This is a genomic window from Prevotella sp. oral taxon 313 (assembly GCF_003043935.1).
GTDB lineage: Bacteria > Bacteroidota > Bacteroidia > Bacteroidales > Bacteroidaceae > Prevotella > Prevotella jejuni.
Genome location: NZ_PYXE01000001.1, coordinates 2,282,025 through 2,301,937, shown reverse-complemented (window position 1 = coordinate 2,301,937; position 19,913 = coordinate 2,282,025). Strand labels below are relative to the sequence as shown.

At 43.2% G+C, this 19,913-nt stretch carries 14 protein-coding genes; 13 read left to right on the top strand and 1 reads right to left on the bottom strand.

Annotation, left to right across the window (positions count from 1 at the left end; genetic code table 11):
- The first annotated feature begins 22 nt into the window (after positions 1-22).
- From AXF23_RS09055 to AXF23_RS09025, 7 genes are all read left to right on the top strand, one after another.
- On the top strand, positions 23-1,771 hold the full coding sequence (locus AXF23_RS09055) for a RagB/SusD family nutrient uptake outer membrane protein (protein WP_233251269.1): 1,749 nt from the start codon (positions 23-25) through the stop codon (positions 1,769-1,771).
- A 32-nt stretch (positions 1,772-1,803) separates the two neighbouring features.
- Positions 1,804-3,303, top strand: coding sequence for a DUF4960 domain-containing protein (locus AXF23_RS09050; RefSeq protein ID WP_107625069.1), 1,500 nt, complete (start codon positions 1,804-1,806; stop codon positions 3,301-3,303).
- Between the two features lie 59 nt (positions 3,304-3,362).
- Complete coding sequence (locus AXF23_RS09045) at positions 3,363-5,036, top strand: glycoside hydrolase family 32 protein (protein ID WP_107625849.1); 1,674 nt, start codon at positions 3,363-3,365, stop codon at positions 5,034-5,036.
- 165 nt (positions 5,037-5,201) lie between these two features.
- Complete coding sequence (locus AXF23_RS09040) at positions 5,202-6,365, top strand: MFS transporter (protein WP_107625068.1); 1,164 nt, start codon at positions 5,202-5,204, stop codon at positions 6,363-6,365.
- Positions 6,366-6,372: 7 nt separating this feature from the next.
- Positions 6,373-7,254, top strand: a complete 882-nt coding sequence (locus tag AXF23_RS09035) for a carbohydrate kinase family protein (protein WP_107625067.1) — start codon at positions 6,373-6,375, stop codon at positions 7,252-7,254.
- Positions 7,255-7,843: 589 nt separating this feature from the next.
- Positions 7,844-9,388, top strand: a complete 1,545-nt coding sequence (locus tag AXF23_RS09030) for an arylsulfatase (RefSeq protein ID WP_107625066.1) — start codon at positions 7,844-7,846, stop codon at positions 9,386-9,388.
- 27 nt (positions 9,389-9,415) lie between these two features.
- The gene (locus AXF23_RS09025) at positions 9,416-11,095 is read left to right on the top strand and encodes a sulfatase family protein (protein WP_199222175.1); all 1,680 of its coding nucleotides are present in this window, start codon (positions 9,416-9,418) and stop codon (positions 11,093-11,095) included.
- A 259-nt stretch (positions 11,096-11,354) separates the two neighbouring features.
- Here AXF23_RS09025 and AXF23_RS09020 read toward each other — a convergent pair whose 3' ends face one another.
- A complete protein-coding gene (locus tag AXF23_RS09020) occupies positions 11,355-12,179 on the bottom strand; it encodes an alpha/beta hydrolase (RefSeq protein WP_107625065.1) in 825 nt (274 codons plus the stop codon).
- 327 nt (positions 12,180-12,506) lie between these two features.
- Between AXF23_RS09020 and AXF23_RS09015 the strand changes: the two genes are divergently transcribed.
- The 6 genes from AXF23_RS09015 (at position 12,507) to AXF23_RS08990 (ending at position 19,578) form a co-directional block, all read left to right on the top strand.
- The gene (locus AXF23_RS09015; protein WP_107625064.1) at positions 12,507-13,043 is read left to right on the top strand and encodes an NUDIX domain-containing protein; all 537 of its coding nucleotides are present in this window, start codon (positions 12,507-12,509) and stop codon (positions 13,041-13,043) included.
- Between the two features lie 78 nt (positions 13,044-13,121).
- Positions 13,122-15,458: a type I DNA topoisomerase gene (gene topA / locus AXF23_RS09010; protein WP_107625063.1), complete on the top strand. Its 2,337-nt coding sequence runs from the start codon at positions 13,122-13,124 to the stop codon at positions 15,456-15,458.
- 94 nt (positions 15,459-15,552) lie between these two features.
- On the top strand, positions 15,553-16,125 hold the full coding sequence (locus AXF23_RS09005; RefSeq protein WP_107625062.1) for a shikimate kinase: 573 nt from the start codon (positions 15,553-15,555) through the stop codon (positions 16,123-16,125).
- A 91-nt stretch (positions 16,126-16,216) separates the two neighbouring features.
- Positions 16,217-18,109, top strand: a complete 1,893-nt coding sequence (gene speA, locus AXF23_RS09000; RefSeq protein WP_107625061.1) for a biosynthetic arginine decarboxylase — start codon at positions 16,217-16,219, stop codon at positions 18,107-18,109.
- A 487-nt stretch (positions 18,110-18,596) separates the two neighbouring features.
- Positions 18,597-19,109 (top strand): RNA polymerase sigma factor, encoded by a 513-nt coding sequence (locus AXF23_RS08995; protein WP_089365291.1) that lies wholly within the window; start codon positions 18,597-18,599, stop codon positions 19,107-19,109.
- Complete coding sequence (locus AXF23_RS08990) at positions 19,099-19,578, top strand: pyruvate ferredoxin oxidoreductase (protein WP_107625060.1); 480 nt, start codon at positions 19,099-19,101, stop codon at positions 19,576-19,578. Before AXF23_RS08995 ends, AXF23_RS08990 begins: the two co-directional genes overlap by 11 nt.
- The last annotated feature ends 335 nt before the right edge of the window (positions 19,579-19,913 follow it).

Here is a 19,913-nt window from a genome sequence, read left to right as displayed (position 1 = left end):
TTCATCATAAAAGATTATAACAATGAAAACAATCATATATAATAATATCAAAAAGGCTTGTATGACTCTTTGCCTGGTAGGTTCCTTGGCAAGTTGTAACGATTATCTGGAGTATAAGCCAACAGCTGTTGTCGATGAGCAGCAGGCATTCCAAAACCCAGACGAGATGGTGAATAGTGCCTATGCCATGCTGGGTGATGACTGGTATGGATACCCTTTCAATCTCTGGACATATGGTGATGTGGCTTCTGATGATGCTCTCAAGGGTGGTTCAGGAACAACAGATACAGATTATCATCAGGTGGAGGTATTCACAACTCTTACCCCTACATTAGGACATCTTGACGAGTTGTGGTATCATCTCTATATTGCTGTCAGCCGTTGTAATCGTGCTCTCGTGGCATTGCAGGATAATGGTGAAGCGAAACTCGGTGCTGAGACAACAAAACAGCGTATTGCCGAGGTAAAGTTCCTTCGTGCTCATTTCTATTTCAAACTTAAGATGGTGTTCAATAAAGTGCCTTGGATTGACGAGGATGCTTATCGTAATAACAGTCAGGAGCAAATTAAGAATGATGAGTACACTGCAGAACAACTATGGGAGAAAATCATTGCTGACTTTAAGGAGGCTTATGATGTTCTTCCAGCAACGCAGTCTCAGGGCGGACGTGTCAATAAAGTTGCTGCCGCCGCTTATCTTGCAAAATGTTATCTTGAGAAAGGATGGGGTGACGGCTACGAGGGTAGCACTGGTGCCAACTTTGTCAATAAGGAGGATATGAAGAAGGTTGTTGAATACACTGATGTAGTGAAGAGCTCACAATATGGCTATCTTGAGGACTATGGTGACATATTCCTTCCAGAGCATCACAACAGTAAGGAAAGTATATTTGCAGTACAACATTCTAATTACGAGGATGACCACACAACTTACGGACGTGGCAACTGGTCAAATCTTCTTAATGGTGTATGGGGTATTTGGTCATGCGGATGGGATTTCCATAAGCCATCACAGAACTTCGTAAATGCTTTCAAAACTCACAACGGACTTCCACAGTTTAATGACTATGCGGATGAAAATGCCCACCCAGTAAATGGAGCACCATCATCTCAAAAATGGGATCCAAGATTGTTCCACACAGTGGGTATGCCTTCATTCCCTTATAAGTACGAGGGAGCCTACACTCTGACAACTGCGAACTCACGTACACCTAACACCTATGGTTATTATTGCTCTATGAAAGAGGTTCCGCAGCGTTCAAAGGGAGAGACATACAACAGCCCATGGCAGTCTTTCGCAATGAATGACTATGTAATTCGCTATACTCAGTCAATGCTCGACCGCGCTGAGGCTCTTATCGAATTGGACCGTTTTGTTGAGGCACGCCAGATTATCAACGATATCCGTCAACGTGCAGCCAACTCCATCAATAAGCATATCTCTTATGCCGCTAATCAGTGTGAGATAAGTCTCTATCCTGATACATACTTCCAGAATAAGGAGAAGGCACGTTTGTGTCTGCGCTGGGAGCGTCGTCTGGAGATGGGTATGGAGCATGAACGTTTCTTTGATCTCCGCCGTTGGGGTCTTCTCTCAACAACTCTCAACAATTACTTTAAGAAGGAGCAGAATGATGAATACAATGGACAGAAGTATGCACAGTATTATAAGGGTGCACATTTCACGCCAGGCAAGAACGAGTACTTCCCTGTACCTTATCCACAGTTGTATTACATCCCAGGACTTTACTCTCAGAACAGAGGATACTAAGTTAGAGAAAAGAAGTAAAATAGACAGAAATTATGAAAAAGATATCAATCATATTAACGGTATTGGTTGCGCTTATCTTTACTGCTTGTCAGGACAAGGATATCGAAAGAGCTCCAATGCTTCTTCAGGCTATCAATGCTGAAGAGATAACAGGTAATCTTACAGGTGATGACTACACATGGACATGGCCACAGCTAACACCAGGTCAGTCAATGTATGTTATGGTTTATGAAGGAAGTACATTGCTTTCTTCGGAGACTGTGACAGGCAACAGTTTTACGCACAAGAGTGTTCAGACCAACGTTCCTTTTGTTTATGTCTTCAAAGTCAGCGATGGTGATAATGTCTCTTCTGGTGTAGTAAAGAATTATACACGTGAGGGTGCAACACAGATTACAGGTCTTTCTATGTCACAGGTTGAGAAGGGACGTGGATATGACGCTGCCATCACATGGAATAAAACTACTGATGCCACATCCATCGACTTAATTGCTACCAATGGCACACGGACTATTCATGAGACCCTCTCAGGTTCTGTTTATAGCTATACAATTCCTAACGTAGTATATGGCGACACATGGAACGTTACTCTGCGTGCTATCAACGATAAAGGAACCTCAATGGCAACAACGTCAAGCCTGAAAATCGGTAAGACGGCTATCGCATTCCTCAGCATATATGCTACGCCAGAGGAACTCATTGCTAATGGTGACGATGACGAAGCATCTGCATGGCTGTGGCTTCATAAAACATATCCTAACGCACAGTTCGTGTATTTCGGTAATATTAAGTCGGCTACTGACATGGAGCCTTATCGTGTGGCATTTTGGTTGCGTGACCTTGAGCAAGGTACAGAGGATGATGTATGGAGTCTTCCAGCGGTTGTGAATTCTGCAACACCTTACATCTCAGAATGGTACAAAAATGGTGGAAATATACTGCTCTGGCAGCATGCAACAACTTACCTCACTAACCTTGGTCGCTTTGAGCAAAGTCTATTCCGAGGAAATGACCATACTATCGGTATTGGACATGGTGGTATCAATAATGATAACTGGAGTATGGGTGCATGTTTGAACATCGAAGGAAGTCTCATAGACTTCACTACTCACCCTATCTATAAGGGGATTCCAGTACGTATTTCTAACGGCATCAAACTCATTGATATGAAGGGACCTGGATGGACAGAGGATCATAACTGTCTATACTTCAACATCCCTTCTGTACTGTCTGGCATAGCTAATGACAAACTCTCTGCCTATACTACAATAACAGAGACTTACGGCATATATCCTCTTGGCGTATGGGATTCGCAAATAAGGTCAGTTTCACAACTCAATGTATGGGAATGCCGTCAGGGCAACAGCGACTACAAGGGTACAGCAATCTGTATCGGTAATGGTGGTTGCGAATTCTCTATGCGTAATGCTGATGGCTCTGCAGATGTAAGTGCCCATCCAAAGAACAACGTCAATCAGGAGTCAATCCTCAAGTTGGCTAAGAATAGTATCGAATATCTCAAAACTCGCTAACAAAACATTCTATATCAAAAGTTATGAAGCAAATACTTATAACAACTTTGCTTATACTCATGGGATGCGTCTCGTCGGTAGCCCAGAGTCAGGTACAAGTTCTTAGTGAGCGCCATGCTATGCAGCGTATCTCTGGGCAGAAGAATTATCTTATGTTGCCTGTCGAAGAGGTCGAAGAAGGGGCACATATAAAGATAATTTATAATAACAAAATTGTCAAGGAATTCAATGTTCGTCTTGCTGTCAACAAGGTGGACTATTATGTGCCTGTTGACATTTCAGTAATTAATGGTAAGGATGCACTCATTGACGTGGACTTTGGGGATGGCCGCAACAGAAGACATAGTGATATAAAGAACTATGTATGCTGGACAAAGATTGATTATACAGATAAGATAGATACGGCCAACCGTGAGACACGCTGGCGTCCTATATATCATCATACCCCTACATACGGATGGATGAACGACCCTAATGGTATGTTTTATAAGGATGGCGTGTGGAATCTCTACTTCCAATATAACCCTTATGGCTCAACATGGGAGAATATGACATGGGGACATTCCACGTCTACTGACCTTGTGCACTGGACATATCAGGGCGATGTAATAGAGCCTGATGCCTTAGGTACAATATTTTCTGGTTCTTCTGTAGTTGATTATAAAAACACTGCCGGATTTGGAGAAGGGGCCATCATCTCTTATTACACCTCTGCAGGTCAGTCACAGACTCAGAGTATGGCATATAGTACCGACAATGGTATGACTTTCAAGAAGTATTCTGATAATCCTATATTGACAAGTAACCTTCCTGATTTCCGTGACCCAAAGGTTCTTTGGAATGATGAGGCTTCTCACTGGAATCTTATTCTTGCAGCAGGACAGCAGATGAATATATATAGTTCAAAGAACTTGAAAGACTGGAAGTTTGAGAGTTCTTTTGGAGAGGGGTATGGTAATCATGGAGGTGTTTGGGAATGTCCTGACCTCTTGAAGATGGGTGATAAGTGGGTGCTTATCTGTAATATTAACCCTGGAGGTCCCTTTGGTGGTAGTGCAACTCAATACTTTGTAGGCTCATTTGATGGTCATAAATTCACTTGCGAATCAAAACCTGAGGTAACAAAGTGGATGGATTATGGAAAAGATCACTATGCAACCGTATCGTTCAGCAATGCTCCTGATGGTAGAATTGTCGTTCTTCCATGGATGAGTAACTGGCAGTATGCTAATCAAGTACCTACACAGCAGTTCCGTTCAGCCAATGGTTTGCCAAGAGACTTGGGGCTTTATAGTTACAATGGGGAAGATTATGTTAGCGTAAAGCCATCACCTGAAGTCTTTGCTGCCTTTGAGAAGAAACCGTCTGGACGCCTCCAACCTGCTGCTTATATAGAAGTGACCAATATTAAGAGTAATGCTTCTATAGTGTTAAGTAATGACAAGGGAGAACGAGTTACTATGGTTTATGATGGAAAGAATGCTACTTTCAGTATGGATCGTACAGAGAGTGGTGTTACTGATTTCCATAGTGACTTTAAGGCTAAGACGGTAGCTCCAACTAATGGTGTTATTAAATCAATGCAAATATTTATAGACCGTTGTAGTATTGAAGCTTTTGATACTGAAGGTAAAGTCGCAATGACTAACCTCGTTTTTCCGTCAAAGCCTTATGATAAGATAATAGTAAAGGGATGCAAAGTAAAGATTTATGAATTGAAGGATCAAAAGTAATAAAAGAAAAAATATTAATTCTGTCTATTAATTATATGTAATCTTGTTAGAGATATATTTGTTGATATTAATGAACGGAATTTCAAGGTTTCTTTCTTCGTAAAAAAGTAACTTTGCAAGTATAATTAAAATAATAGAACTACACAAACTAAAAATTTAAAGATTATGTCAAAGACCAATAAACTCGTACTACTACCCGTAATGCTATGTTTCTTTGCGATGGGCTTTGTCGACTTGGTGGGTATTGCCTCCAATTATGTGAAGAACGACTTACAGCTGTCTGACTCCACAGCCAATGTCTTTCCGTCTCTTGTCTTCTTCTGGTTCCTCATCTTCTCAGTGCCGACGGGGATGTTGATGAACAAGATTGGGCGCAAGAAGACAGTTCTGCTCAGTCTCATCGTCACCTTGTTTTCATTGCTACTCCCCATCTTTGGCGAGTCATACGGGCTTATGCTCGTGTCATTCTCACTCCTTGGAATAGGCAATGCACTGATGCAAACCTCGTTGAATCCGCTTGTTTCTACCGTTATGAAGGGTGGGAACCTCGCTTCAACCCTCACCTTCGGACAGTTTGTAAAGGCTATCGCCTCTTTCATGGCACCCTATCTTGCCATGTGGGGAGCGCAAGCCAGCATCCCAGCCTTTGGTCTTGGATGGCGTGTCCTATTCCCTATTTATCTTGTAATAGGCGTTCTTACCACTCTCTTGCTCTTCTCAACTCCTATCAAGGAAGAGCCTATTGAAGGTAAGGCAAGTTCTTTCATACAATGTTTAAGCCTATTGGGTAAACCAATCGTATTGCTTAGCTTCCTTGGAATCATGTGCCATGTTGGAATCGATGTAGGTACTAATACCACTGCACCAAAGATACTTATGGAGCGATTCAACATGACTCTGAATGATGCAGCATTTGCTACTTCACTCTACTTCATCTTTCGCACGCTTGGATGTCTTACTGGTTCATTCTTCTTGCGAGTAATGAATAATAAGCTGTTCTTTGCTATTTCGGTATTGATGATGGCTGCGGCTATGGTCTGGTTGGGCGTTGGAACACGTGTTGGAGCAGTATATGTAGCCATCGCACTTGTCGGTTATGGCAATAGCAATATATTCTCTATGGTATTCGCCAGAGCCCTTCAGAGTGTGCCTGACAAGCAGAACGAAGTAAGCGGACTGATGATAATGGGACTCTTTGGAGGTACAATCTTCCCGCTCTTCATGGGCTTTGCAAGCGATGCAATGGCGCAACAGCTCGGTGCTGTAATCGTCATGGCAGTGGGCGTACTCTACCTCTTTACTTATATACCAAGAATGAACAATAAATAATACGGATATGAAACAGTTAATCGTTGGCCTCGGAGAGGCATTGTGGGATTGTCTTCCTGAAGGAAGAAAGCTCGGTGGTGCACCAGCAAACTTTGCTTATCACACAGGACAGTTTGGGCATGATTCGTTGGCTATTAGCGCTGTTGGTAATGACGCCTTAGGTAAGGAAACACTCGATGAGTTCGATAAAAAGGGTGTAAACTACTTTATGCCAGAGGTGGATTATCAGACAGGAACGGTGCAGGTGGAACTCGACAGTGAAGGTATACCTACCTATGACATTAAAGAGGGAGTGGCATGGGATAACATACCGTTTACTCCTGAGATTGAAGAAGCAGCCAAGAACTGTCGTGCGGTATGCTTTGGCTCACTTGCACAGCGCAGTAGTGTAAGCCGCCAGACGATACAGAAATTCCTTGAGACAACACCCAAAGACTGTCTAAAGATATTCGATATCAACCTTCGACAGAACTTTTATTCAAAGGAGGTTATCACGTCCTCGCTTCAACATGCTAATATTCTTAAGATTAATGATGAGGAACTTGTGACCATCGGACGCCTCTTTGGCTATCCAGGTCTTGATATAGAGAACAAGTGTTGGCTCATCTTAGGGAAGTACAACCTCGACATGCTTGTGCTAACCTGCGGTGTTAATGGCTCTTATGTGTTTGCTCCAGGACACAAGTCGTTCTATGAGACGCCACAAGTAGAGGTTGCGGACACTGTTGGCGCTGGTGATTCCTTCACAGGGGCATTTACTTCTGCCCTCCTTGCAGGCATGGCTATCACCGAAGCTCACAAGTTAGGTGTTGATTTCAGTGCGTATGTCTGCACACAGAATGGTGCTATGCCAAAGCTGCCAAAGGAACTGTTGGATAGAATAAAGTAGGCTTGTCCTTGTCTCTAACCCCAACACTATTCCCGAGTGAGGTAACGACTCTTTCTTGCGTTTACCTCGTTAGGTAATTTGATAAGGGTTTTCTGATTAAATAGTAAGTCCGAATTGATTGCGTGAAGTTTTACTTTTCTCGATTAATTCGGGCTTTTTTGTATGTTTGTCTTCCTACTATTTACGAGCAAATTATCCTGTTCTTTTCTATGTACTCCTCTTCTCTCCGAATTATTTTCATGAAAAAAAATATTTTTCTTCATGAAAAGAAATATTTCCGCTCACGTAAATAAATCTTTTTCTTCATGAAAATAATTCGGAGAGGGGCGTGAGTTGGTAGTGATAATCAACTTAAATAGAGTATAAAAGAGTTACTACAATTGTTTTGAAAATGGCAGAGACAGGTGTTAAAGATAACGCAATAGAAAGTAAAAGATGTTTTTGTAGGCGCTTGTAGTTACTTTGTTTGATTTACCAAGTTAGTGTTTGTCAATTCGTTTTTTTTATGTAAGTTTGTATGCTCATTAGAGTCTTACAGAACCTAAGGCTAAGTATAAGGAAAAGAAAATACCTAAGTATAATATTAATTATGAGTCTGAATCTAACAAAAACATTTCTGCCTATAGCAATATTGGCTTGTGGACAAGCAGAAGCAGTGGCACAGAGAAAACAACAAAAGCCTAACATTATATATATTATGTGTGATGACATGGGCTATGGCGACCTTGGTTGCTATGGTCAGCAGTATATTCTTACACCGAATATCGACCGTATGGCAAAGGAGGGGATGCGCTTCACACAGGCTTATGCGGGTGCACCTGTGAGTGCTCCATCGCGTGCCTGCTTTATGACAGGACAACATTCTGGACATACGGAGGTGCGTGGAAATAAAGAGTATTGGGCTCCGAGCAAACCTATCTACTATGGAAAAAACCGCGATTTCAGCGTTGTTGGGCAACATCCTTACGACCCAGAACATGTTATCCTACCAGAGATAATGAAAGACAATGGCTATCGGACGGGTATGTTCGGTAAGTGGGCTGGTGGCTACGAGGGGTCGGTCTCTACGCCTGACAAGCGTGGGGTAGATGATTTCTATGGTTATATCTGTCAGTTCCAAGCCCATCTTTATTATCCTAACTTCCTCAATGAGTATAGTAGGGAGCGTGGAGATAGTGCGGTAAGACGTGTGGTGATGCAGAATAATATTGATTATCCGATGTTTGGCGACCAGTATGCACAGCGCAAAGACTACTCGGCCGACCTCATCCACCAGCACGCCTTGAACTGGCTGAAGCACCAACAAAAGGGTAAACCCTTTTTTGGTGTGTTCACTTATACGCTTCCCCATGCCGAGTTGACACAACCCAACGACTCGCTTGTGGCCTTTTATAAGAAGAAGTTCTTTGAGGATAAGACGTGGGGAGGGCAAGAAGGCTCACGTTATAACGCCGTCGAGCATACCCATGCGCAGTTTGCTGCGATGATAAGTCGCCTCGATGCGTATGTAGGAGAAATTCTTCGTACATTGGACGAACAGGGACTTGCCGACAACACACTCGTCATCTTCACCAGTGATAATGGTCCTCATGAGGAGGGTGGGGCTGACCCAGCCTTCTTCAATCGTGATGGGAAACTACGAGGACTTAAACGACAGTGTTACGAAGGAGGTATTCGCATTCCATTCATTGCCCGTTGGAAAGGACATATAAAGGAAGGAGTGACCAACGACTTGCCGTTTGCGTTCTACGACCTCATGCCTACCTTCTGTGATGTGGCTGGTGTACGCAATTTTCAAAAACGCTATACAAATAAGAAGAAGACTGTCGATTATTTCGATGGAATCTCTATTTATCCTACCTTGATGAGCGATGAAAAGGCACAAAAACAGCATCCTCACCTCTATTGGGAGTTTGCTGAGACCAATCAGATAGGCGTGCGTATGGGAGATTGGAAGCTCATTGTTATTCGTGGAGTACCGCATCTGTATAACCTTGCGACCGACCTTCACGAAGATAAAGACGTGGCACAAGCATATCCAGAGATAGTCGACGAGATGGTGAAGATTATCTATCAGGAGCATGTTGACAATCCGCTATTCCCAATAACAATGCCGATGAAAAGGGAGAAATAAGACAGATACAACTAAAAACCATTCTATATGAATCAGAACATCGCAAAGGCAATCTTGCCGTTGGCGGCACTGTCGTGTGCCCAAGGCAGGATGCTTGCACAGGATACGGCACGTCCTAATATCCTTTACATTATGTGTGACGACCATGCTATGCAGGCTATCAGTGCATACGGTAGTCCTATTTCGAAGTTAGCACCTACCCCGAACATAGACCGTTTGGCAAAGCGAGGTATGCTCTTCCGCAACTGCTTTGTTGAAAACTCACTCTCAACGCCAAGTAGAGCTTGCCTGATGACAGGACTCTACAGCCATCAGAACGGACAAAGACAGTTGGCTGAGGGTATCGACACGACCAAGACTTTCTTCCCAGAGCTGCTGCAGAAAGCTGGTTACGAGACGGGTATCGTAGGCAAATGGCACATGATGTGTAGGCCGAAGGGCTTTGACTACTATCATATCCTTGATGGTCAGGGCAAATACTATAACCCAACTTTTTGCAAGACGGGTAACTATGGTAAGTATGAACAGGAGATGGGGTATGCCACTTCGCTGACGACAAAGCATGCGATAGAGTTCCTTGACAATCGTGAGAAGGATAAACCGTTCTGCTTGTTGGTGCATCATAAGGCTCCACATCGCAGCTGGTTTGCTGAATCAAAGCATATCGGGATGTATGATGGGGTAGACTTCCCACTGCCTAAAACCTTCTGGGACAATTATGATGACCGTGGTTCGGCAGCAAGAACACAGAAGATGAATATAGAGAAGGATATGGAGTTAATCTTAGACTTTAAGATACCAGAACTCCTCGATACGTCGGATGTGGAGAGTATGGCGTCATACGCTGGTCTGATGGGCGAACTTGGACGTATGACAGCGGCGCAGAGAATGGCTTGGGATAAGTACTATATGCCAAGAAACCGCCGTTTCATCGAGGCAAAACTGTCGGGAAAAGAACTCGCTGTATGGAAGTATCAGAATTATATTCGTGACTATATGGCTGTCATAGCTTCGGTAGATGAGAGCGTTGGTCAGCTGTTAGATTACCTTAAGGCACATGATTTGGATAAGAATACAGTGGTTATCTATACCTCTGATCAGGGCTTTTATATGGGCGAACATGGATGGTTTGATAAGCGTTTCATGTATGAGGAGTCTTTACACACACCACTTATTATTAGTTATCCAGGTCATGTAAAAGAGGGAGTGGAAAACGCTGACATGGTACAGAACATCGACTTTGCTCCTACTTTCCTTGCTTTTGCAGGGGTGAAACAGCCTAAGGAGATGACTGGTAGACCACTGCAGCCGTTGCTTGCAGGTCAGAAACCAAAGGACTGGCGCAAGGACTTGTATTATCACTACTATGATTATCCTACTTATCATCTTGTTCGTAAACACGATGGTGTACGTAATGAGCGTTATAAACTTATCTATTTCTATGGAAAGGGTGGTATGCGTGCTGTGGAGGAGAATAAGTATCAGAAGATTCCGGGTACGAGTGAGAATAACTGTCTGAAGTATTTGAATGCTACACACTACTTCAACGACGATGCTGATGTAAGCTATTACGAGCTTTATGATCTGCAGAATGACCCTGATGAGTTGAATAACATCTACGGAAAGAAGGGTACGGAGAAGGTAACAAAGCAGCTGATGAAACGTTTGAACGACTATCGTAAGGAGTTGAAAGTCGATGAATACTAAACTCCTGTATTGTAGACTATTTGGGACGTAAGGGACTTTACAAAAGAAGTCTGCCAACGATAACCATCGTGTTGGGATTTTATAATATGCGTGACAGATATTAGTATATCCGAGCATCTATCCTATTCTGTAGGAAAAGATAGGGAAAGAAAAAGGGATACACAGGCTGTGTATCCCTTTGTTATAGCGTAGGTAATCTGTTCAGATACCACAAAATCAAATAAGGTTCAGTCCACTGAAGGGGAAGATTAGAACCTGCTTAGAAGCTCTTTAACCATGCCTTCAAGTCCATCATCATCTCCTCATGATAGCGGAAACCTATCTTGCTGCCCCAACCATGACCACCACCAGGATAAACATGGAGTGAACCACGAACGTCATTGCGGTATAACTCGGTGTAATAATTTACTCCATTAGCTGGTGGAACAGTGTCATCGTCATCGCTGAGGGCGATGAAAGCGCGTGGAGTAACACGACTTACGTTCAAGTCAGCACTGTATTTTTTCTCGTCACGCTTGCTTGGGTTCTTACCAAGGAAGTTCATACGACTTCTGTCATGTCCGTAACCTTCCATCATTGAGATAACTGGATAGAAGAGAATCTGAAAGTTTGGCTTAGCCTCACCTTGACTCCTTGTAGCAATGGTTGCCGCAAGGTGGCCTCCTGCAGAGAAGCCCATGATACCAACGTCGTTACGGTTAATCTTCCAACTTGTTGCATTCAAGCGTACAAGCTTCATAGCTTGTTCGGCATCAGAAACCGGTACCTCTGGCTGACCATGGGGCATACGATACTTCAATACGACGGCTGCAATACCCTGGTTTTGGAAGAACTCGCCCCAATCGTAGCCTTCTTTCTCCATGGAAAGGGTCTCGTAAGCACCACCAGGACAGATGACGATAGCACGGCCAGTAGCCTGTTTCTCAGCTGGAAGGAACACACGTACCTTGGCAGAGTCGCTTTCGTCACCGTTATTGTAGGGTGGCCTACCATTATAGAGTTTAACGTCAAAGACGCTCTGAGCAGACATTGTCATCGTAGCAGTAGTCAACCCAATTACGAGAAAAAGTTTTCTTAAATTCATTACTATACTCTGTTTATTTGTTTTGTTCGTTTATTCTCTCCCTTTCTATGCTGTTCTGCACGGTAGATGAGTTACAGCAAACAGCACGTTACAGTGAGTTGGAAGAGGAATAAAGCGTGTGATTTTGTACGTATAGATGCAAAGTTAACAAAAAGATACGATTTCAATAGTACATGTTTAGAGTTTTTAGTATATTTGCAAGCAGAAATGATAAAAGGTGATAGGCGTAAACGAATTTTAAAGATTTCGTATTACTGTTAACAAATCCTTTTTGGCTCGTTGTTGAAAGAGTAACCTCAGTACATAAGAATAATATACAATCTCAAGATGCACGTATTAGATAAGTTTCGATATTGCCCTGTTTGTGGAAGTAAACACTTTGTGGTACAGAATGAAAAAAGCAAACGTTGCGAGAGTTGTGGCTTTGAGTATTTCTTAAATCCAAGCTCTGCTGTTGCTGCGTTTATCCTCAATAAGGAAGGTGAACTGCTTGTAACACGTAGGAAATATGAGCCGGGTCGTGGCACCTTAGACCTTCCTGGTGGTTTCTGCGATATTGGTGAAACTATTGGCGAAGCATTGATACGTGAGGTGAAGGAGGAGACCAACCTTGATATTAAGGAAAAACACTACTTCTGTTCACTACCGAATAAGTATCGATACAGCGACTTTGATATCCCAACACTCGATGCCTTCTTTATCTGTAAGGTGGTGGACGAGACGGCTCTTAAGGCTGCTGATGATGTGGAAGAGGCTATCTGGACGCCTTTGTCAGAGGTTCATACTGAGCAGTTTGGGCTCCGTTCTATCCGACAAGCACTACATGATTTCCTGCAAAGAGAGCTCGAAAACTTAAAAAAGTAGAAATTTTGCCTATTATATAAGGTGTAAGCAAAAAGTTTAAGTACTTTTGCGTCCTTGAAAAAATGTACAAGATTGATTATGCAAGAAAACTTGGTAATAGTAGAGAGTCCGGCCAAAGCTAAGACCATAGAGAAGTTTCTCGGTAAGGACTATAAGGTGATGTCGTCTTATGGACATATCCGTGACTTAAAGAAAAAGGAACTTAGCATTGATCTCGACACGTTAACTCCTGACTACGAAATCCCTGATGAGAAGAAGAAAGTGGTCAGTGAACTGAAGAAGAGTGCTAAAGCTGCTGAGAAGATTTGGTTAGCTTCCGATGAAGACCGCGAGGGAGAGGCTATCAGTTGGCACCTTTGCGAAGTATTGGGATTGGATGAGGATAAGACAAATCGTATTGTTTTTCATGAGATTACCAAGCCTGCTATATTAAAGGCTATCGAAACTCCGCGTCGTTTGGATATGAATCTTGTGAACGCACAACAGGCCCGCCGTGTGCTTGATCGCCTTGTTGGTTTCCGCCTTTCACCTGTGTTATGGCGCAAGGTTAAGCCTGCCTTGAGTGCAGGACGTGTTCAGAGTGTTGCTGTAAGACTGATAGTTGAACGCGAGCGTGAGATACAGAACTTTAATTCGGAGCCTTACTACCGTCTAAATGCGGTCTTTGCTGTTGAGGGTGAGGACGGCTCAAAGCATGAAGTGAAGGCCGAATTGAATAAAAGATTCAAGTCTCATGATGAGGCTTTAGCGTTCCTTGAGTTGTGTAAGACATCGACTTTTAAGGTATCATCGATTGCGAAGAAGCCTTTGAAACGTACTCCTGCTCCTCCTTTTACTACCTCTACACTACAACAGGAAGCTGCAAGAAAGCTCGGTTTCACTGTTAGTCAGACGATGATGGTAGCCCAACGACTCTATGAGGCAGGTCGTATCACTTATATGCGTACCGATAGTGTGAATCTCTCAGCACTGGCTATTAACACCTGTAAAGAAGAGATTGAACGTCTCTATGGCGCAGACTATGGTAAAGTAAGGAAATATCAGACACATAGCAAAGGTGCTCAAGAAGCGCACGAGGCTATTCGTCCTACTTATATCGATAATGTTTCGATTGATGGAACCAGTCAGGAAAAGCGCTTGTATGACCTTATCTGGAAGCGTACCATTGCCTCTCAGATGGCTGATGCACAGATAGAGAAGACTACTGTCAACATTTCGCTCGAATCAGAAGAAGGCCAGAGTACCACTGACTTGCAGTTCGTTGCCAATGGAGAGGTAGTTGCTTTTGAGGGTTTCTTAAAGGTATATCATGAGTCAACTGACGATGAAGAGAATAGCGAGGACTACTCTCATGCACTCCCTGTGATGCATGAAGGCGAAGCATTAGAGCGTCGTGAGATAACCTCAACAGAGCGTTACTCTCAAGGACCTAACCGTTATACTGAAGCAAGCCTTGTACGTAAACTGGAAGAGCTCGGTATCGGGCGCCCATCTACATACGCTCCAACCATCTCAACCATACAGCAACGTGAATATGTGCAGAAGGGCGATCGCAAGGGTGAAGAACGTAAGTATGCTGTTGACTCATTGTTGGGCTTGAAAATAACGTCCAAGACTAAGAAGGAGATGGCAGGTGCTGATAAGGGTAAGTTAATCCCAACCGACATCGGTATTGTGGTCAATGACTTCCTTATGGAGAATTTCCCTGAGATCATGGACTATAACTTTACGGCTAAAGTAGAGCAGGAATTCGATAAGATAGCAGAGGGGAAAGCAGAGTGGAATAAGGAGATGAAGACCTTCTATCAAGGCTTTGAGCCAGAGGTGGAGAAGGTTATGAATGCCCGCTCTGAGCATAAGGCTGGTGAAAGAGAACTGGGTGTTGACCCTAAGTCAGGCAAGCCTGTGTTTGTTAAGATTGGTCGATTTGGCCCTGTGGTACAGATAGGTAGTGCCGATGATGATGACAAACCACGTTTCTCTCAACTCCCTTCTGATAAGAGTATGGAGACGATTACACTTGATGAGGCTTTGGAGTTGTTTAAGTTACCACGTAACCTTGGTCAGTTTGAAGGGACAGATGTCGTGATTGGTGCTGGTCGTTTTGGACCATACGTACTGCATGATAAGAAGTACACCTCGCTTCCTAAGGAGGAAGACCCACTCACGATTAGCCTCGATGCCGCTATCAACCTTATCCAAAAGAAACGTCTGCAGGATGCACAACGTCACTTAAAGACTTTCGAGGAAGATGCTAAGATGGAGGTGATGAATGGTCGCTATGGTCCTTATATTGCGTATGATGGTAAGAACTACCGTATGCCTAAGGCGCTTCATGATAAGGCAGCAGAACTTACATACGACCAGTGTATGGACATCGTAAGGAATGCACCGGAGCCTAAACGTAAGAAGTAAAGGGCTTTATGCTCACCAATTAGAAGAAGGAGGGTGTCCACCTTGTGGCTTAATCATCGTTAACTATAAGGTGGATAATAGATAAAACGTGAGTATGACAGCACATACAAAGGATTACAAGCCACTCCGCATTATCCTAATAGGATATATGGGAGCTGGGAAGACAACCGTCGGTAGGGCTTTATCAAAGGAATTGAATATACCTTTCTACGACTTAGATTGGTATATCTCTAACCGTATGCGCAAGACGGTAAAGCAGCTCTTTGATGAGAAGGGCGAGGATGGCTTTCGTCTTATTGAGCGGACTATGCTCCACGAAGTGGCCGAGTTTGAGAATGTCATCATCTCTTGTGGCGGTGGAACTCCTTGTTTCTTTGATAATATGGAATATATGAACGAACAGGGCGAAACTGTCTATTTGAGGGCGGAGACAGATGTTCTTCATAAGCACCTGCTGATGGGAAAGTCTGTCCGACCGCTTCTGCTCAATAAAACGGAGGATGAAGTCAACCAGTTTATAGCTGAGCATCTGGCCGAGCGGGAGGTTTTCTACACAAAAGCAAAGCATATCCTTGACGTGAGTCTGATGGATAGTTACGATAAGATACACGTCTCGGTTAGTCAGCTTTGTAAGCTTCTAAAGTTGGAAAAGGCTGATAATCAGTAGTAGGATGGCTGATACTCATTAATAAAACGTAAGTTTTTCAAGACAAGCAATTGATTAAATCAAGATTACATATAGGGACAGAAGAATAGAAATGAAAAAGTGGACGATTGAAGATTCTCAAGAGTTGTATAACATCTCAGGGTGGGGTACATCTTACTTTGGTATTAACAACGCAGGTGATGTGTACGTAACGCCTTGTAAGGACAATACACAAATTGACTTACGTGACGTTATGGACGAGCTTGCCCTGCGTGATGTGACACCTCCAGTGTTGCTTCGTTTCCCCGACATCCTCGATAATCGTATCGAGAAAACATCCTCTTGTTTTGAGAAGGCAAGGAAGGAATACGACTTCAAAGGCGAGAACTTCATCATCTATCCTATCAAGGTCAACCAGATGCAACCTGTGGTTGAGGAGATTATCTCCCACGGACGTAAGTTTAACTTGGGTTTGGAAGCTGGTTCTAAGCCTGAGTTACATGCGGTGATAGCCGTACAGTGCCAGAGTGACTCGCTTATTGTCTGCAATGGATATAAGGACCAGAGCTATATCGAATTGGCCTTGTTGGCCCAAAAGATGGGTAAGCGTATCTTTATTGTAGTGGAGAAACTGAACGAGATAGAGCTTATCGCACGTGCAGCAAAGAAGTTGAATGTTAAGCCAAACCTTGGTATTCGTATCAAACTGGCGTCCAGTGGCTCTGGTAAATGGGCTGATAGTGGTGGCGACGCATCTAAGTTCGGCCTTACTTCCTCTGAACTTCTGCAGGCGTTAGAGACGCTTGATAGTAAGGGGTTGCACGATTGTTTGCATCTTATCCACTTCCATATCGGTTCGCAAATAACGAAGATTCGTCGTATTCAGACGGCCCTCAATGAGGCAGCACAGTATTATGTGAATCTTAGAAAGATGGGGTATAACGTTGACTTCGTCGATTGTGGTGGTGGTTTAGGCGTCGACTACGATGGTACTCGTTCTGCAAGTAGTGAGAGCTCTGTCAACTATAGTATTCAAGAGTACGTCAACGACTGTGTCTACACCTTTGTGGATGCAGCCAATAAGAACAATATTCCACATCCAAATATTATCACTGAGAGTGGTAGAAGTCTTTCTGCTCATCACTCTGTCCTCGTGATTGACGTCCTTGAGACGGCTTCTCTACCAGAGATGTCAGAAGATTTTGAGGCCAAGGATACCGACCATCAGTTGGTGAAAGACCTCTATGATATATGGGATAACCTTGATTCTCGTAACATGTTAGAGGACTGGCACGATGCCGAACAGATACGTGAGGAGGCGTTAGAGCTGTTCTCTCACGGCTTGGTCGACCTCAAGACGCGTGCAGAGATTGAAGCGATGTATTGGAGCGTATGCCATGAAATCAACAATTTGGCAAAGAATATGAAGCATGTACCAGACGAGTTGCGTAATATGGATAAGCTTCTTGCCGACAAATACTTCTGTAATTTCTCGCTCTTCCAGTCTCTACCAGATAGCTGGGCGATTGACCAACTCTTCCCTGTAATGCCTATCCAACGACTGAATGAGCGTCCTTCGCGTAATGCAACCTTACAGGATATCACCTGCGATAGCGATGGTAAGATTTCAAACTTCGTCGCTATGGGCCGTAGCAGTCATGTTCTTCCTATCCATCCCTTAAAGAAGAACGAGCCTTATTACCTCGGTGTCTTCCTCGTTGGAGCCTATCAAGAGATATTGGGCGACATGCATAATCTCTTTGGAGATACCAATGCAGTGCATGTTTCAGTAAAGGATGGCAGCTATCATATCGATCAGATCTTCGATGGAGAGACGGTTGAAGAGGTATTGGAGTATGTTCAGTACAATCCTAAGAAGCTCGTTCGTCAACTTGAAATATGGGTGACAAAGAGCGTAAAGCAAGGTAAGATATCACTTGAAGAGGGAAAAGAGTTCTTGAGTAACTATCGCAGTGGACTCTACGGCTACACCTATTTGGAGTAGAAACTTATTCCCCTTCTGTGTCAATAGTAGTCTGTTGATAGAGAAGGGGAATTTCTTTGACGGGGTGTAAGGTCTGTCCAGCGGATTAAGGTCACATGAGAAGCGGTTGAGAATACGCCTAATACATCCCCAAGTCACGGATAGAGAGATTATAAAAGAGGTTGTTTTTATGAGTCATTAAGTAGTTCTATTATATAGTAAAACTCCTTCTATTGAAATAGAAAGCCTCCCCTTGCGAATTTCTTTTCATGAAAAAAATATTTATTATCATGAAGAAAAATATTTTTTATCGTGAAAAAAAATATTTTTCCTCGTGAAGATAATTCAGAGTTGAGGAACTTCTTACAGAGTAAAAATCAAGTTCAATAGCTGTATAAAGCAGCGTAATGATAATAGTTAACATCTTAATGAAAGTTAAATAATGGCATTTTTGCCCCCAAGCATGTAACTTTCCCCCATAGTTAAACGTCATTTAAGCAGAGAGAAGATGAAGAAAGTCAGTTTCCGTAACGATGTGTTGCCGTTGAAGAACGAGCTTTTTCGACTTGCACTCCGTATCACGCTCAACAGAGCTGAGGCTGAGGACATCGTTCAGGACACACTGATAAAGGTTTGGAACCGCCGATTTGAGTGGGAGAACATCGAGTCCATCGAAGCATTCAGTCTCACTGTATGTCGGAATCTGTCGCTCGACCGCATCAAGAAGAAGGAGAATACGAATGATTCCTTAGAAGATGTGAAGGTAGCGGAGCCTCTTTCCTCATCTAATCCACAAGACCGTATGATCGCAGAGGACAAGATTAATCTTGTAAAGCAGATTGTTGACGGCCTTCCAGAGAAGCAACGAAGCTGCATACAGCTAAGAGATTTTGAAGGAAAGACGTACAAAGAGATTGCTGAAATACTCGAGATCACTGAAGAACAAGTAAAGATTAACATCTTCAGAGCACGCCAGACGGTCAAACAAAGGTATTTGAAATTAGATAATTATGGATTATAAGTACATCGAACAACTATTAGAACGCTACTGGAAATGTGAGACTTCGCTCCAAGAGGAGGAAATCTTGCGTATGTTCTTCTCACAGGAGGACATCCCAGCGACGCTGCTACCTTATCGTGACCTGTTCGTTTATGAGCAGAGCGAGAAGGAGATAGAGGTCTTGGGCGATGACTTTGACCAAAGAGTCCTTGGACAAATACGGGAGGACGAACCAGTAAGAGCACGCGTGATAACCATGCGTCATCGGCTTATGCCACTCTTCAAGGCTGCTGCTGTGGTAGCTATCTTCCTCACGTTAGGCAATGCCATGCAGGTTGCTGTGTCTGATGAGGATGCTCATCAGGTAAAGACAAGTGGTGCGTCTATCGATAAACCGCAGGAAGGACCATCAGTTGCTAAGGCCGACTCAGTGCTGAGTGACACCCTTCAACACAAGATACAGACCCCTGTGTCAACGATTACAAAGTAGACAATTTCTATGCTTTCTCTATATAAATAATCATTTTAAGTAAAACAACTCGAGGCTGAGAAGTCTCAATTCTCTCAAATTTTTCATAACATACTAACGTAGAAGAGCCGATACTCATTGCGAGTGTCGGCTCTTCTCTTTTTTGTTCTTGGTGCTTAAAGGGTAGAGCTTAGACCTTTGAATACTTATCTTTTAAAGTCTCTAAGGCATAAGCTCTGTACTGACAGACGCAAGCTAAGTTGGTAAAGTCCAGTGCCTAACGGCCTTATAACAATGGTCAAGGGTGAAAGGTAGCTTCTCAAAGCAGTATAATAAGATGTAACTATACAAAAAAA